The sequence below is a fragment of the Mesorhizobium sp. M4B.F.Ca.ET.058.02.1.1 genome, from assembly GCF_003952505.1.
Classification (GTDB): Bacteria; Pseudomonadota; Alphaproteobacteria; order Rhizobiales; family Rhizobiaceae; genus Mesorhizobium.
Window position 1 is genome coordinate 5,022,966 of record NZ_CP034450.1, and the last position, 14,999, is coordinate 5,037,964.

General features: G+C 62.9%; 14 protein-coding genes, 1 other RNA gene and 2 pseudogenes. 11 read left to right on the forward strand and 6 right to left on the reverse strand.

The window, feature by feature from the left end; genetic code table 11:
- The first annotated feature begins 3 nt into the window (after positions 1-3).
- The 9 genes and pseudogenes from livM (at position 4) to EJ073_RS24385 (ending at position 10,109) form a co-directional block, all read left to right on the forward strand.
- Positions 4-1,599 (forward strand): high-affinity branched-chain amino acid ABC transporter permease LivM, encoded by a 1,596-nt coding sequence (livM, locus tag EJ073_RS24345; RefSeq protein WP_126057822.1) that lies wholly within the window; start codon positions 4-6, stop codon positions 1,597-1,599.
- Positions 1,599-2,606: pseudogene (locus tag EJ073_RS24350) on the forward strand (ABC transporter ATP-binding protein); the annotation flags it as partial. The gene livM and the pseudogene EJ073_RS24350, both read left to right, overlap by 1 nt.
- Before the next feature lie 92 nt (positions 2,607-2,698).
- On the forward strand, positions 2,699-3,427 hold the full coding sequence (locus tag EJ073_RS24355) for an ABC transporter ATP-binding protein (protein WP_126057824.1): 729 nt from the start codon (positions 2,699-2,701) through the stop codon (positions 3,425-3,427).
- Between the two features lie 112 nt (positions 3,428-3,539).
- The gene (locus EJ073_RS24360; RefSeq protein ID WP_126057825.1) at positions 3,540-3,887 is read left to right on the forward strand and encodes a DUF6867 family protein; all 348 of its coding nucleotides are present in this window, start codon (positions 3,540-3,542) and stop codon (positions 3,885-3,887) included.
- A gap of 137 nt (positions 3,888-4,024) precedes the next feature.
- Positions 4,025-5,143 carry a branched-chain amino acid ABC transporter substrate-binding protein gene (locus EJ073_RS24365; RefSeq protein WP_126057826.1) on the forward strand — a complete coding sequence of 373 codons (1,119 nt, stop codon included), beginning with the start codon at positions 4,025-4,027 and terminating at the stop codon, positions 5,141-5,143.
- 207 nt (positions 5,144-5,350) lie between these two features.
- Entirely contained in the window at positions 5,351-8,809 is a 3,459-nt protein-coding gene (pyc, locus tag EJ073_RS24370; protein ID WP_126057827.1) for a pyruvate carboxylase, read from the forward strand.
- A gap of 153 nt (positions 8,810-8,962) precedes the next feature.
- Entirely contained in the window at positions 8,963-9,223 is a 261-nt protein-coding gene (locus EJ073_RS24375; RefSeq protein ID WP_126057828.1) for a DUF2312 domain-containing protein, read from the forward strand.
- 131 nt (positions 9,224-9,354) lie between these two features.
- Positions 9,355-9,570: pseudogene (locus EJ073_RS24380) on the forward strand (hypothetical protein); the annotation flags it as partial.
- A 92-nt stretch (positions 9,571-9,662) separates the two neighbouring features.
- On the forward strand, positions 9,663-10,109 hold the full coding sequence (locus EJ073_RS24385; protein WP_126057829.1) for a hypothetical protein: 447 nt from the start codon (positions 9,663-9,665) through the stop codon (positions 10,107-10,109).
- 37 nt (positions 10,110-10,146) lie between these two features.
- Here the strand turns inward: EJ073_RS24385 and EJ073_RS24390 are convergent, their stop codons facing one another.
- On the reverse strand, positions 10,147-10,656 hold the full coding sequence (locus EJ073_RS24390) for an arsenate reductase ArsC (RefSeq protein WP_189347377.1): 510 nt from the start codon (positions 10,654-10,656) through the stop codon (positions 10,147-10,149).
- 184 nt (positions 10,657-10,840) lie between these two features.
- Between EJ073_RS24390 and EJ073_RS24395 the strand changes: the two genes are divergently transcribed.
- Positions 10,841-11,185: a hypothetical protein gene (locus tag EJ073_RS24395; protein ID WP_126057831.1), complete on the forward strand. Its 345-nt coding sequence runs from the start codon at positions 10,841-10,843 to the stop codon at positions 11,183-11,185.
- 55 nt (positions 11,186-11,240) lie between these two features.
- Here EJ073_RS24395 and msrB read toward each other — a convergent pair whose 3' ends face one another.
- From msrB to EJ073_RS24420, 5 genes are all read right to left on the reverse strand, one after another.
- Entirely contained in the window at positions 11,241-11,645 is a 405-nt protein-coding gene (msrB, locus tag EJ073_RS24400) for a peptide-methionine (R)-S-oxide reductase MsrB (RefSeq protein WP_126057832.1), read from the reverse strand.
- Between the two features lie 103 nt (positions 11,646-11,748).
- Positions 11,749-12,939 carry a VWA domain-containing protein gene (locus EJ073_RS24405; RefSeq protein ID WP_126057833.1) on the reverse strand — a complete coding sequence of 397 codons (1,191 nt, stop codon included), beginning with the start codon at positions 12,937-12,939 and terminating at the stop codon, positions 11,749-11,751.
- Positions 12,940-12,947: 8 nt separating this feature from the next.
- The gene (locus tag EJ073_RS24410; RefSeq protein ID WP_126057834.1) at positions 12,948-13,394 is read right to left on the reverse strand and encodes a GNAT family N-acetyltransferase; all 447 of its coding nucleotides are present in this window, start codon (positions 13,392-13,394) and stop codon (positions 12,948-12,950) included.
- 96 nt (positions 13,395-13,490) lie between these two features.
- Positions 13,491-13,820, reverse strand: coding sequence for a hypothetical protein (locus EJ073_RS24415; RefSeq protein WP_126057835.1), 330 nt, complete (start codon positions 13,818-13,820; stop codon positions 13,491-13,493).
- Positions 13,821-13,824: 4 nt separating this feature from the next.
- Complete coding sequence (locus tag EJ073_RS24420) at positions 13,825-14,664, reverse strand: MoxR family ATPase (RefSeq protein WP_126057836.1); 840 nt, start codon at positions 14,662-14,664, stop codon at positions 13,825-13,827.
- A gap of 158 nt (positions 14,665-14,822) precedes the next feature.
- Between EJ073_RS24420 and ssrS the strand changes: the two genes are divergently transcribed.
- Positions 14,823-14,978, forward strand: a non-coding RNA gene (gene ssrS, locus EJ073_RS24425) — 6S RNA.
- Positions 14,979-14,999: the final 21 nt, after the last annotated feature.

The window sequence follows — 14,999 nt, forward strand, 5'->3', positions numbered from 1 at the left end:
CTCATGGCGGTCACAGTAAATCCGGAGCGCGACGCCGTCGCCACTCCCATCCAGCAGGCTTTCCGCGAAGCGCTCTATGCCGGCGCCATCGCTCTTGGGCTGTTCGTGCTGTTGATCGGTCTGAGGACCGACCAGAACATCTCCAACGAGCTGATCCTGGTGCAACGCTGGCGCCTGCTTGCCCTCGTGGTGATTCTCACCGCCGTCGGACGCTTCCTCTACATCGCCTATGTCCAGCCCTTCGTGGCCGGCCTGAAAGTCGCGGATGTCGATACCGGTTTGATGCCGTCCAGCTTGGCGACGCGATTTTTCAAATTGTCGTATTTCATTGCCGCCATCGTGCTAGCGGCTGTGCTGCTTGTGTTGGCCGGCTCCCTTGATGGGTTGCTGGGGCCGGATCTTGCCGGCTATGCACGGTTCTTGCGGGCGCTTGCCATCATCTATGCGTTAGCTTCGGTGCTGTTCTATTTCCGCAGTTTCATTCAAGCCCACTTCTCCGTATTGGGCGTTAGTGCGCTGGCGCTCTATCCGATTATCGTTGTCCTAGCGCTTGCGCTGTACACTGGGTCGATGGCCGGTGGATTCCAAGGCTCGCTAAAATGGGTCGACAATTTCGGTATCCAGATCCTGATCTATGTGATGCTGGCCTGGGGGTTGAACATCGTTGTCGGCCTGGCTGGCCTGCTCGATCTCGGCTACGTCGCCTTCTACGCGGTCGGCGCCTACGCCTATGCGCTGCTCGGCACGCATTTCGGCCTGTCGTTCTGGATACTGTTGCCGGCCGCCGGCTGCATGGCCGCCTTCTGGGGTGTCATGCTCGGCTTCCCGGTGCTGCGGCTGCGCGGCGACTATCTGGCGATCGTGACGCTAGCCTTCGGCGAGATCATCCGCCTGGTGCTGATCAACTGGCGTGAGGTGACCAACGGCTCGGCCGGCATTTCCGGCATTCCGAAAGTCTCCTTCTTCGGCCTGATGTCGTTCAACGTCTCGGATCCGAACTACATCGGCAAGGTATTGGACATCGCCGCTTCGAGCGCCTATTACAAAATCTTCCTCTATTACCTGATCCTGCTGCTCTGCCTGCTCACCGCCTTCGTCACCGTGAGGCTGCGCCGCCTGCCGGTCGGCCGCGCCTGGGAAGCGCTGCGCGAGGACGAGATCGCCTGCCGCTCGCTTGGCATCAACACCACCACGACCAAGCTGACCGCGTTTGCCACCGGCGCCATGTTCGGCGGCTTCGCCGGCTCGTTCTTCGCCGCGCGGCAAGGGTTCGTCAGCCCGGAATCCTTCGTCTTCCTGGAATCGGCGATTGTCCTTGCGATCGTCGTGCTCGGCGGCATGGGTTCGCTGGGCGGCATCGCGGTGGCGGCGCTTGTGATGATCGGCGGCACCGAAGCGCTGCGCGAACTCGATTTCCTAAAGCGAATTTTCGGTCCCGATTTCACACCGGAACTCTACCGCATGCTTTTGTTCGGCATGGCCATGGTCATCGTCATGCTTTGGAAGCCGCGCGGCTTCGTCGGCAGTCGCGAGCCGACAGCCTTCCTCAAGGAGCGAAGAGCCGTCTCAGGCTCCTTCACCAAGGAGGGCCACGGCTGATGAACGCGACCCCATCCTCGAACGAGTTCATCCTGCAGGTCGAGCATCTGTCGATGAAGTTCGGCGGCCTCATCGCCATCGGCGACCTGTCCTTCCAGGCCAGGCGGGGCGAGATCACGGCGCTGATCGGCCCCAACGGCGCCGGCAAGACCACGGTGTTCAACTGCATCACCGGCTTCTACAAGCCGTCGGAAGGCATGATCACGCTGAACCGCAGTGACGGCTCGAGCTACCTGCTCGAACGCCTGCCGAACCACGAGATCCCGGCGCGCGCCAAGGTGGCGCGCACCTTCCAGAACATCCGCCTGTTCTCGGGCATGACCTTGCTGGAGAACCTGCTGGTCGCGCAGCACAACAAGCTGATGAAGGCGTCGGGCTATACGATGCTCGGCCTGTTCGGCTTCTCGAGCTACCGCAAGGCGTCGGCCGAATCGATCGACCTGGCCAAGCACTGGCTGGAGAAGGCCAACCTGGTCGACCGCGCCGACGATCCGGCGGGCGACCTGCCCTATGGTGCGCAGCGGCGCCTGGAGATCGCGCGCGCCATGTGCACGGGCCCCGAGCTTCTGTGCCTCGACGAGCCGGCCGCCGGCCTCAATCCGAAGGAGTCGGCGGCGCTCAACGATCTCCTGATGGACATCAAGAAAAGCACCTCGATCCTGCTGATCGAGCACGACATGTCGGTGGTCATGCAGATCTCCGACCATGTGGTGGTGCTCGAATATGGCCGCAAGATCTCGGACGGCAATCCACAGTCGGTCAGGACCGACCCGCGCGTCATCGCCGCCTATCTCGGCGTCGACGACGAGGAGGTCGAGACGGTGCTGACCGAGGTCGGCGACGAGGATGTCATCGAACAGCTCGATACCGGCCCCGACGCCGCGCACGGCCCGGGTAGCTCATCTTCCTTTCTCGCCGGACCGGTGACCGATACGATCGGCCACAGCGAGGGCGAGCGCGTCACGGTCTCGAAGGGCGCCTCCAAGGCAGAACAGGTCGATGCAAAGGCCAACGCCCAGCCAAGAAAGCCGTCGGCGCGGGCCACGGCCAAGCCGACCGGAAAATCCCCGACAGCCAAGCCGCGCGGAGGGCGTAAATAATGGCCGGCACAACGCTGCTCGACATCAAGGGCGTCGAGACCTACTACGGCAACATCCGGGCGCTGAACGGTGTCAACGTGCAGGTCAACGAGGGCGAGGTGGTGGCGCTTATCGGCGCCAACGGCGCCGGCAAGTCGACGCTGATGATGACCATTTTCGGTGCTCCACGCGCTCGCGCGGGCACTATCACTTTTGCCGGTACCGACATCACACAGTTGCCGACGCACGAAATCGCCCGCATGCGCATCGCCCAGTCGCCGGAAGGACGCCGCATCTTCCCGCGCATGACAGTGATGGAAAACCTGCAGATGGGCGCCAGCCTCGACAACCTCAAATATTATGACGAGGACGTCGAGAAGGTGTTCACGCTGTTCCCGCGCCTCAAGGAGCGTATCGCCCAGCGTGGCGGCACGCTGTCGGGCGGCGAACAGCAGATGCTGTCGATCGGACGTGCGCTGATGGCGCGCCCGAAGCTGCTTCTGCTCGACGAGCCATCGCTCGGCCTCGCGCCGCTGATCGTCAAGCAGATCTTCGACGCCATCCGCGAGCTGAACCGCACCCAAGGCTTGACCGTGTTTCTGGTCGAGCAGAACGCATTCGGCGCGCTGAAGCTCGCCAATCGTGGCTATGTCATGGTGAACGGCAATGTGACGATGAGCGGCTCCGGCAAGGAACTGCTCGCCAATCCGGAAGTGCGCGCCGCCTATCTCGAAGGCGGCCACCACTGAGTTTGGAGCGGAATGTGTGCGTCCGGTATTCCGCTCCAAGTTGTTTGATTGTCGCATGACCTTTGCCCGAAAAGTCTGCAACTTTTCGGGATCATGCTAGGGAGACTTCATCATGCAGGGCATTCTCTACGAGGAACCCTCGATCTTCCAGTTCTTCTTCGTCACCTGCCTGCTCGGCGGCTGGGCCGCCTGGATGACCGGCAAGGCCAGCGCGCAGACATGGCGCAGCTTCTTCCAGCTCTTCCTCTACATGCTCGGACTGGGCATCGGCATCAGGTTCATCCATCACGCGCTGTTCGACGGCACGATGTTCTCGCTGCATTACTATATCGTCGACACCATCGTGCTGATGATACTGGGCTTCGTCGGCTATCAATACACGCGTACCAACCAGATGGTGACGCAGTATAATTGGCTCTACGAAAGAGCCTCGCTATTGAGCTGGAAGCCGAAAGGCTGACGTTCATGATTAACGTCGTCTCGGGGATGAAACGGCGTGACAAGTGCCTGAAAATCGGCAAACTATGCTTTCTGCGATAAGGGTGGGCATCGCATGAAAGTATCATCCACGCCCACTCCGTAAATGGGAGCGTTTATATGAAAAAGTCACTCTTGTCCGCCGTGGCTCTGACCGCGCTCGTCGCGTTCAGCGGTAGCGCGTGGGCTGACATCCTGATCGGCGTCGCCGGTCCGATCACCGGCCCGAACGCCGCCTTTGGCGCGCAGCTGCAGAAGGGCGCCGAGCAGGCCGCCGCCGACATCAACGCGGCGGGCGGCATCAACGGCCAGCAGATCAAGCTCGAGATCGGCGACGACGTGTCGGATCCGAAGCAGGGCATCTCGGTCGCCAACAAGTTCGTCGCCGACGGCGTCAAGTATGTTGTCGGTCACTTCAACTCGGGCGTCACCATCCCGGCCTCGGAAGTCTATGCCGAGAACGGCATCCTGGTGATCACGCCTTCGGCCACCAACCCGCAGCTGACCGAGCGCGGCCTGTGGAACACCTTCCGCACCTGCGGACGCGACGACCAGCAGGGCAAGGTCGCCGGCGACTATCTCGCCAAGAACTTCAAGGACGCCAAGATCGCCGTCATCCACGACAAGACGCCTTACGGCCAGGGCCTCGCCGACGAAACCAAGAAGGCGCTCAACGGCAACGGCGTCACCGAAGCCCTCTATGAAGGCATCAATGTCGGCGACAAGGACTTCTCGGCCCTCATCGCCAAGATGAAGGAAGCCGGCGTCTCGGTCGTCTATTATGGCGGCCTGCACACCGAAGCGGGCCTGATCATGCGCCAGCTCGCCGACCAGGGCCTCAAGGCCCAGTTCATGTCGGGCGACGGCATCGTGTCGAACGAGCTCGCCTCCATCGCCGGCGACGCCGTCAACGGCACGCTGATGACGTTCGCTCCGGATCCGCGCAAGAACCCGAACGCCAAGGAACTCGTCGAGAAGTTCCGCGCCGCCGGTTTCGAGCCTGAAGCCTATACGCTCTACTCCTACGCCGCTCTGCAGATCGTCGCCGCCGCCGCCGCCAAGGTCGGCTCCGCCGACGACGCGCAGAAGGTCGCGGAAGAGATCAAGAAGAGCGGCCCGTGGAAGACCGCGATCGGCGACATCGGCTATGATGCCAAGGGCGACATCACCCGCCCCGACTACGTGCTGTACACCTGGAAGAAGGGTGACGACGGCAAGTACACCTACTTCGAGCAATAAGCCGACGAACGTCTGAAATCCGGAAATGCCCGGCGCGAAAGCGCCGGGCATTTTTGTTTTGCGGGCCTTTCGTGCGCCGATTGGCGGCTCTGGCGCAAACAAACGATTTAAATCGGTTTAGATGTCGCGCGATTTAGTTTGCGCTGCAGCATTTTCACGCTAATCATTGCGCCAGCCCCCATCCTCTCCGTCCCTGGAGCCCAGTCCTTGGCCATCACGAAGATCCTCGTCGCCAACCGGTCCGAAATCGCCATCCGCGTCTTTCGTGCGGCCAATGAGCTTGGCCTCAAAACCGTGGCGATCTGGGCCGAGGAGGACAAATATTCGCTGCATCGCTTCAAGGCCGATGAAAGCTACCAGGTCGGGCGCGGGCCGCACCTCGCCAAGGACATGGGGCCGATCGAGAGCTATCTGTCGATCGACGAGGTGATCCGTGTCGCCAGACTTTCGGGCGCCGACGCCATCCACCCCGGCTACGGCCTGCTGTCGGAAAGCCCGGAGTTCGCCGAAGCTTGTGCCGCCGCAGGCATCACCTTCATCGGCCCGAAGCCGGAGACGATGCGCCGGCTCGGCAACAAGGTCGCGGCGCGCAACCTGGCGATCGAGGTCGGCGTGCCCGTGGTGCCCGCCACCGATCCGCTGCCGGACGACATGGAGGCGGTCAAGGAACTCGCCAAGACGATTGGCTATCCGGTGATGCTGAAGGCCTCGTGGGGTGGCGGCGGCCGCGGCATGCGCGCCATCCGCGCGGAAGCCGATCTCGCCCGCGAGGTGATGGAAGGCAAGCGCGAGGCCAAGGCCGCCTTCGGCAAGGACGAGGTCTATCTCGAGAAGCTGATCGAACGCGCCCGCCATGTCGAGGTGCAGGTTCTCGGCGACGGCCAAGGCAACGCCGTGCATCTGTTCGAGCGCGACTGCTCGATCCAGCGCCGCAACCAGAAGGTCGTCGAGCGTGCGCCGGCGCCTTATCTGAGCGAAGCGCTGCGCCAGGAGCTGTGCGGCTATGCGCTGAAGATCGCCAACGAGACCAGCTATATCGGCGCCGGCACGGTCGAGTTCCTGCAGGACGCCGACACCGGCAAATTCTACTTCATCGAGGTCAATCCGCGCATCCAGGTCGAGCACACGGTCACCGAGATGGTGACCGGCATCGATATCGTCAAAGCGCAGATCCACATCCTCGACGGCTTCGCCATCGGCACGCCGGACTCGGGCGTGCCGGCACAGAAGGACATCAGGCTGAACGGTCACGCGCTGCAGTGCCGCATCACCACCGAGGATCCGGAGCACAATTTCATCCCGGACTATGGCCGCATCACCGCCTATCGCGGCGCCACCGGCTTCGGCATCCGGCTTGATGGCGGCACCGCCTATTCGGGCGCCGTCATCACCCGTTTCTACGATCCGCTCTTGGAGAAGGTGACGGCGTGGGCGCCGACGCCGGCCGAGACGATCGCGCGCATGAACCGGGCACTGCGCGAGTTCCGCATCCGCGGCGTGGCGACCAACCTCACCTTCCTCGAGGCGATCATCAATCACCCGAGCTTCGCCGACAATTCCTATACGACCAAGTTCATCGACACGACGCCGGAACTGTTCCAGCAGGTGAAGCGGCAGGATCGCGCCACCAAGCTGCTCAACTATCTGGCCGATGTCAGCGTCAACGGCCATCCCGAAACGCGCGGCCGGCCGATGCCCAAGGCCGATGCCGCGGCGCCCATCGTGCCCTATCTCAACGGCAAGGTGCCGGGCGGCAGCAAGCAGCGGCTCGACGCGCTCGGCCCGGAGAAATTCGCCGCCTGGATGCGCGCGCAAACCCAGGTGCTGGTCACCGACACGACGATGCGCGACGGCCACCAGTCGCTGCTCGCCACCCGCATGCGCACGCATGACATCGCCGGCATTGCCGGCACCTATGCGCGGGCGCTGCCGCAGCTACTGTCGCTGGAATGCTGGGGCGGGGCGACCTTCGACGTCGCCATGCGCTTCCTCACCGAAGACCCGTGGGAGCGGCTGGGCAAAGTGCGTGAGGCGGCACCCAACCTTCTCTTGCAGATGCTTTTGCGCGGCGCCAACGGCGTCGGCTACACCAACTATCCCGACAATGTCGTGCAGCATTTCGTCCGCCAAGCGGCTGCCGGCGGCGTCGACCTGTTCCGCGTCTTCGACTGCCTGAACTGGGTCGAGAACATGCGCGTCGCCATGGACGCGGTCGGCGCCGAGGGCAAGCTGATCGAAGCGGCGATGTGCTACACCGGCGACATACTCGATCCGGCAAGGGCCAAGTACGACCTCAGATACTATGTCGGACTGGCGAAGGAACTCGAGGCTGCCGGCGCCCACATCATCGCCGTCAAGGACATGGCCGGGCTCTTGAAGCCGTCAGCGGCGCGCGTGCTGTTCAAGGCCTTGCGCGAGGCGACCGACCTGCCGATCCATTTTCATACGCACGATACGTCCGGCCTTTCGGCGGCCACCGTGCTGGCGGCGGTCGAGACCGGCGTCGATGCCGTCGACGCGGCAATGGATTCCTTCTCCGGCAACACCTCGCAGCCCTGCCTCGGCTCAATCGTCGAGGCGCTGAAGGGCACCGAGCGCGATCCCGGCCTCGATCCGCAATGGATCCGCAAGATCTCGTTCTATTGGGAAGCTGTGCGCAACCAGTACGCGGCCTTCGAAAGCGACCTCAAGGGGCCGGCCTCGGAAGTCTACCTGCACGAAATGCCCGGCGGGCAGTTCACCAACCTCAAGGAACAGGCGCGCTCGCTCGGCCTCGAAACGCGCTGGCACGAGGTGGCGCAGGCTTATCACGACGTCAACCTGATGTTCGGTGACATCGTCAAGGTGACGCCGTCGTCCAAGGTGGTCGGCGACATGGCGCTGATGATGGTGAGCCAGGATCTGACCGTCGCCGATGTCGAGAACCCGGCACGCGATATCGCCTTCCCGGACTCTGTGGTCTCGATGCTGCGCGGCGATCTTGGCCAGTCGCCCGGCGGCTGGCCGCCGGCGCTGCAGAAGAAAGCGCTGAAGGGCGACAAGCCGATCACCGCGCGGCCAGGCTCGCTGCTGAAAGCCGCCGACCTCAAGGCCAGCCGCAAGGAGATCGAGGGAAAGCTTGAGCGGAAGCTCAGCGAATATGAATTCGCCTCCTGGCTGATGTACCCGAAGGTCTTCACCGACTTCGCCGCGGCGCAGGAAACCTACGGGCCGGTCAGCGTCTTACCGACGCCGACCTACTTCTACGGCATGAAGTCGGAAGACGAGATCTTCGTCGACATCGAGAAGGGCAAGACGCTGGTGGTGCGCTGCCTTGCCATCGGCGACGTCGACGAGAAGGGCATGGTCACCGTGTTCTTCGAGCTCAACGGCCAGCCGCGGCGCGTCAAGGTGCCGGATAGGGCGCATGGCGCGTCGGCGGCCAAGGCGCGCCGCAAGGCGGAACCGGGCAACGAGGCGCATGTCGGCGCGCCGATGCCGGGCGTGGTCTCGGCTCTTGCCGTTGCCGCCGGCCAGGCGGTCAAGGCCGGCGACGTGCTGCTTTCGATCGAAGCGATGAAGATGGAGACGGCGCTGCATGCCGAGCGCGACGGCGTGGTCGCCGAAGTGCTGGTCAGGGCCGGCGACCAGATCGATGCCAAGGATCTGCTGATCGCTTTCTCCTGACAATGATCGAGGCTGTGAATGGCGGCTGACAGCAGCCCTTCATGCCGCACCGATAATGTCTTGACCCGCCGCGCCTGCTCGGGCATCGAACCCGCTCCAATTTGCCGGCCGGCCTTCGCGAGTCGCCGGTAGCCAAACGACGCGGAGAGAAAAATGGCCGACGATATCACCGAGACCAGCCAGACTGTTGCCGCCGGCCAGCTGCGTGCCTTCATCGAGCGCATCGAGCGGCTCGAGGAAGAGAAGAAGACGATTTCCGACGACATCAAGGACGTCTTCGCCGAGGCCAAGGGCACCGGCTTCGACACCAAGGCGATGCGCACCATCGTCCGGCTGCGCAAGAAGGACCAGGCGGAGCGCCAGGAGGAAGAGTCCATCCTCGACCTCTACAAAGCCGCGCTCGGTATGGTCTGAGACCGGCCCCGGTTCGCTTAGCAATTCTTTCGGACTGACGCAGGCGAGGCATCTGGAGCCTCGCCTCGTAGCTTGCACGCTTTAGCCTGGAGGCACTGCCGCGCGCGATAGCTGGCGGAGCGACCTCGGCTACGGACACGTCCAACACGGCCAAGAACGATGCGGCGTTCTATATCGATGCCTCGGCGTCCTATGATTTCGGCGCCATCGACAAGAAATATGACGGCATCACGGCAGCCTTGCCTGTCCGCAACATCGCCAATGCCCGCGCGACAGTTTGCAACGAGGGCTATTGCTATCTCGGCCAGGTCCGCAACATGACGGCATCGCTGACATACCGCTGGTAGTTTGCGGTGCCCTGACGGGGTGTGTCAGTTGCCTTCAGGCAGGGCGGTGTGATGTAAGACGGCCTCGTGGAGGCTGCAGCGAGCATCGGACCATGAGCGAATTCGACTTTGGTGGCCGCCGCGCCTCGGAATTCCGCCAGCGCGGCTTCTGGACGCTGTTCGCCGAGCGGCATCCTGAGGAAAGGGCCACGCTGGCGCGCCGCGGACCCTGGTTCTGGCAGCGTGGTCTGCCGGATTTCGCACTGGTCCTTTCCATGTATGTCGCGCCGGCGCAGAACCATGTCGGCGTCTTCTTCGGCCGCAACGAGAAGTTCGGCGCCACCGAATCGTGGTCGCGGTTGAAGCCGTTCCAGCCGGCGATTGAAGGCAGGCTGAGACTCAGGCCCGAACAGAGTTGCGAGGGCCTCGGCATCAATTCGATGTGGCGGGTGAATTGCTATGCCGAGGACAATTGGCCGGCGATGGCCGACTGGCTGGTGACGGAATGCTCGCGCTTTGAGCAGGCCGTCGTCGTGGTGCTCGGGGAAACCCGGCCCTAGGCCCGACGGTCGTTCGCTCTCCCCACTTGCCTGCTGTTCAGTTTGGCCCGGACCCGTCGCGGCCGATTTCGTCCAGATGCTGCTGCAGCGCCAGTTTGTCGAGCGAACCCATCGGCAGGTTGGTGAACACTGCGATACGGTTGCTCAGCATGCGATAGGCTTCGGCGAAGGCGAGATGCTGCTCGGCTTCGGTACCGGATGCCTTGGCGGGGTCCGGCACCGCCCAAAGCGCCGTCATCGGATGGCCGGGCCAGATCGGACAGCTTTCATTCGCCGTGTTGTCGCAGACGGTGAAGACGAAGTTCATCTCCGGCGCGTCAGGTCCGGAAAACTCCTCCCAGCCTTTCGACCGGGCGAAGGAGGTGTCGTATTTCAGGCTTTCCAGCAGCTGCAGCGCATAGGGGTTGACCGTTCCTTTCGGCTGCGAGCCGGCAGAATAGCCTTTGAAACGACCGGCGCCGACGCGGTTCAGGATGGCCTCCCCCATGATCGACCGGGCCGAGTTCGCATTGCAGAGAAAAAGCACATTGTAGACATGATCGCTCAATTTGAACTCCTCCATGCTGGCGCTGCAAAATGACTGACTGGCAATGCGGAACACAGGTTTCCGGCCCGCTTGAGCATAGATGCCAGATTTCCGTGTCATATTCGCGTCACATGTTGCGGGGGCTTGCTTTGACGGCAGGCTCCGGCATTTTCGAAGCGGCATGATCGCAAGCGGAGCCCAAACGATGGACGAATCGCATCCGGCCCGCACGGCGCCCAGCAAGTTTGGTGGCCTAGCCGGCTTCTTCCGCTCGCGCTGGCAGGGCCGGGTGCCACTCGACCGGCTGTTCTGGCGCGACATGGTGCTTGTCGGCACGGCTATCAACATCGCATCGTCGGTGCTGGCGCTCATCCTGCTCGGGCTGAAGCTGCCGCTTTGGCTGGTTCTGGCCGTGCATTTCACGCTGGTGCCCTACAATCTCTTCCTGACCTTCGCCGTCTGGCGAACCGCGGAAAAGTCAGGCGGTGGCAAGGCGTCGCTGATGATGCTCGGCTCGGCGCTGTGGCTGATTGCGACGGTCGTGGCTTGAAACGAAAAAGGGCGGCCGGAGCCGCCCTTTGCAGACCAGAAGTTGGGACGGTCGCTCAGGCGGCCGGCTCGAATTTCAGCGCCACGCCATTGATGCAATAGCGCAGGCCGGTCGGCGGCGGGCCGTCCTCGAAGACATGGCCGAGATGGCTGCCGCAGCGCGAGCAGTGGCATTCGGTCCGCACCATGCCATAGCTGCGGTCGACCGTGGTCTCGACCGAGCCCGGCACCGGATCGTTGAAGCTCGGCCAGCCGGTGCCGCTCTCGAACTTCAGCTTCGATTCGAACAGCGGCTGGTCGCAGCCGACGCAGGAAAAGGTGCCGGCGCGCTTCTCATAAAGCAAGGCGCAACTGCCGGGACGCTCGGTGCCATGGTTGCGCATGACGGCATACTGCTCGGGCGTCAGCCTGGCGCGCCATTCGGCATCGGTGCGGGTGACGGGATAGGCGTGGGTGTCCATGAAGATCTCCTCGGCCTTGGCGGCTCGTTGTTGGTTGGCATGTCGTATTCGCACGAAGATAGGTGTTTGTTACAGCTCTGCCTACCACCGGCCTGCGCTGGAGCTAGTGCCTGCGCGAAAGCTGTTTCGTCGCCGCTTCGAGCCCGGCAAGCGTCAGCGGAAACATGCGGCCGCCGAAGATGTCGCGGATCATCCCGATAGAATGGGTGTAGCCCCAGTTCTTCTGGCTTTCAGGGTTGAGCCATATCGCATTCGGCCATTGCTGCAGCAGGCGGCCGAGCCAGACGCCGCCGGCCTCCGGGTTCCAGTGCTCGACCGAGCCGCCGGGATGGGCGATCTCGTAGGGGCTCATCGAGGCATCGCCGACGACGATCACCTTGTAGTCAGGACCGTATTTGTGGATGAGGTCGAAGGTCGGGATCGTCTCGGCCAAGCGGCGGCGATTGTCCTTCCAGACGCGCTCGTAGGGGCAGTTGTGGAAGTAGAAATATTCGAGCTGGCGGAATTCTGCGCGGGCGGCGGAGAACAGCTCCTCGAGGCTCCTGATATGATCGTCCATCGAACCGCCGACATCGAAGAACATCAGAAGTTTTACCGCGTTGCGTCGTTCCGGCCGCGTCTTGACGTCGAGATAGCCATGCTCGGCGGTGGCGTGGATGGTGCCGGGCAGGTCGAACTCCTCCTCGGCGCCCTCGCGCACCCAGCGGCGCAGCCGCTTCAGCGCCACCTTGATGTTGCGGGTGCCGAGCTCAACGCCGTCGTCGAAATTCCTGAATTCGCGCTTATCCCAGACCTTCACCGCGCGGCGGTGGCGGCTCTCGTGCTGGCCGATGCGCACGCCTTCCGGATTGTAGCCATAGGCGCCGAAGGGCGAGGTGCCGCCAGTGCCGATCCACTTCGAGCCGCCCTGGTGGCGGCCCTTCTGCTCCTCCAGCCGCTGCTTCAGCGTCTCCATCAGCTTCTCGAAGCCGCCCAGAGCCTCGACCTGCTTTTTCTCCTCCTCGGTCAGGTGCTTCTCGGCGAGCCGGCGCAGCCATTCCTCGGGGATGTTGGCGACCTCGACGGCGTCCGGCCCGCCAAGCGCCTCGACGCCCTTGAAGATATGCGCGAACACTTGGTCGAAGCGGTCGATATGGCGCTCGTCCTTCACCAGGGCCGCGCGGGCGAGGTAATAAAAACCCTCGACATCATAGTCGACCAGCCCGGCTTCCAGCCCCTCCAGCAGCGACAGATATTCCCTGAGCGAAACGGGAACCCGCGCGACTTTCAATTCGAGGAAGAAGGGGAGGAACATGCGGCCATCTATAGCAGATCGTATTCGATGAAGCCCGTCCGCCGTGCCACATGGTCGTAGAGCCGGCGCGCGGTGGCGTTGGTCTCGTGCGTCATCCAGTAGACGTTCTTCACCCCGATCTTGCCGGCCTCGTCCTGCACCGCCTTGATCAACGCGGCGCCCACGCCCTTGCCGCGCACGCCCGGGTCAGCGAACAGGTCCTGCAGGTAGCAGTTGTTGACCAGCGACCAGCAGGAGCGGTGGTAGATATAATGGGTGAGACCCACCGCCTTGTCGTCCAGCGTGGCGATAAAACCTTTCGGCTCGAACTCGCCTTCCGTGAACAGCCGCTTCCAGGTCAGGGCGTAGACCTCGTCCGGCAGCGTGGTCTCGTAGAAGGTGAGGTAGGCGGTCCACAGGCGCCGCCAGTCGGCATGATCTGACTGCGCGAGCGGGCGGATGGTGATCTCGGACATCGAATGCTCTCCGTTTTCTTGCGCTGTAGCTTGGGCAATGTCCGCTAGCGCGGCAAGGGTCCACGGCGAGCAACCGCCTAATCCTGCTCTTAACCACTAGGCTCCAGGCAGAAGCTGGCTGGCAAAGACCTCAAAGCGGCTGACCTCTTCGAGAGATTCAACGGAGTATGGTTGAGACGTATCGATCTTCGCGATCAACCGACCGTATTGGTCTTGGCTTTGGGACAGGGCCAAGCAACGGATGTCGCCGGATCTCGGATAGATGCAATTCGCATCCAGCCATTCTGACGAAACAAGGCTCTGCTTTTCATGGAAGCGCCATAGCCGGCCAAACCGATCGCTGAACTCAAACTCAACGATTCCCGGCTGCGGCTCGTCATCGACCCAGCGTGTTATGGAGACAACCAACACTACATGTTCAGGCACGGCTTTACCCCTGCCGTCGCGCCATGAAGGCCAGGCGCTCGAACAGATGCACGTCCTGTTCGTTCTTCAACAGCGCGCCGTGCAGCTTCGGCAGCATGTTCTTGGGGTCGGCGCGCAGGTCTTCCGGCGCGATGTCGTCGGCGACCAGCAGGCGGATCCAGTCGAGCGCCTCGGAGGTCGACGGCTTCTTCTTCAGGCCCGGCACGTCGCGGATCTCGTAGAACTGGGTGAGCGCCGCCCGCACCAGGTTCTGCTTGATGCCCGGATAGTGGACGTCGACGATGCGGTGCAGCGTCTCGATGTCGGGGAAGCGGATGTAGTGGAAGAAGCAGCGGCGCAGGAAGGCGTCCGGCAGTTCCTTCTCGTTGTTGGAGGTGATGATGACGATCGGCCTCAGCGCCGCGCGAACTGTCTCGCCGGTCTCGTAGACGAAGAATTCCATCCGGTCGAGTTCCTGCAGCAGGTCGTTGGGGAACTCGATGTCGGCCTTGTCGATCTCGTCGATCAGCAGCACCACCTTCTTCGCCGCGGCAAAGGCATCCCAGAGCTTGCCGCGCTTGATGTAGTTCCTGATGTCGCTGAAGCGGTCGTCGCCGAGCTGGCTGTCGCGCAGCCGTGAGACGGCATCATATTCGTAGAGGCCCTGCTGCGCCTTGGTGGTCGACTTGACGTTCCATTCGATGAAATCCAGCCCGAGCGCCGCCGCCACCTGGCGGGCCAACTCCGTCTTGCCGGTGCCCGGTTCGCCCTTGACCAGCAAGGGCCGCTCCAGCGCGATCGCCGCGTTGACCGCAACCATCAGATCCTTGTCGGCGACATAGGCCGCGGTGCCTTCGAAACGCATTTTTGCTCCCTGGTTCGTCCGGGCCGACCGTAAGGACGCGACCTCGACAGCGCAAGGCGCGGCAGCGTCGCAACGCCAGGCCCGGGTTTGCTGGCCAGCGTTGTGCGAAAGATCCCGTTTCTCTGGCGCTCGGCCAGCCATCGGCCTATATTGGCTTTGGCGGTCTGCGCTTCCCGGCAGGAGAAACTTATCCCCGGGGCCTTATCGATCCTTAGGGAGCTGTCCCTGGGAAGACCCGTGGGTTTTCTCACACGGCGCCCACCTACTTTGTAGGCACCCGGGATCGACCTCTCCACCGGTTGCGTGGATCGTCACTCACCGAATTTTGGGATAAG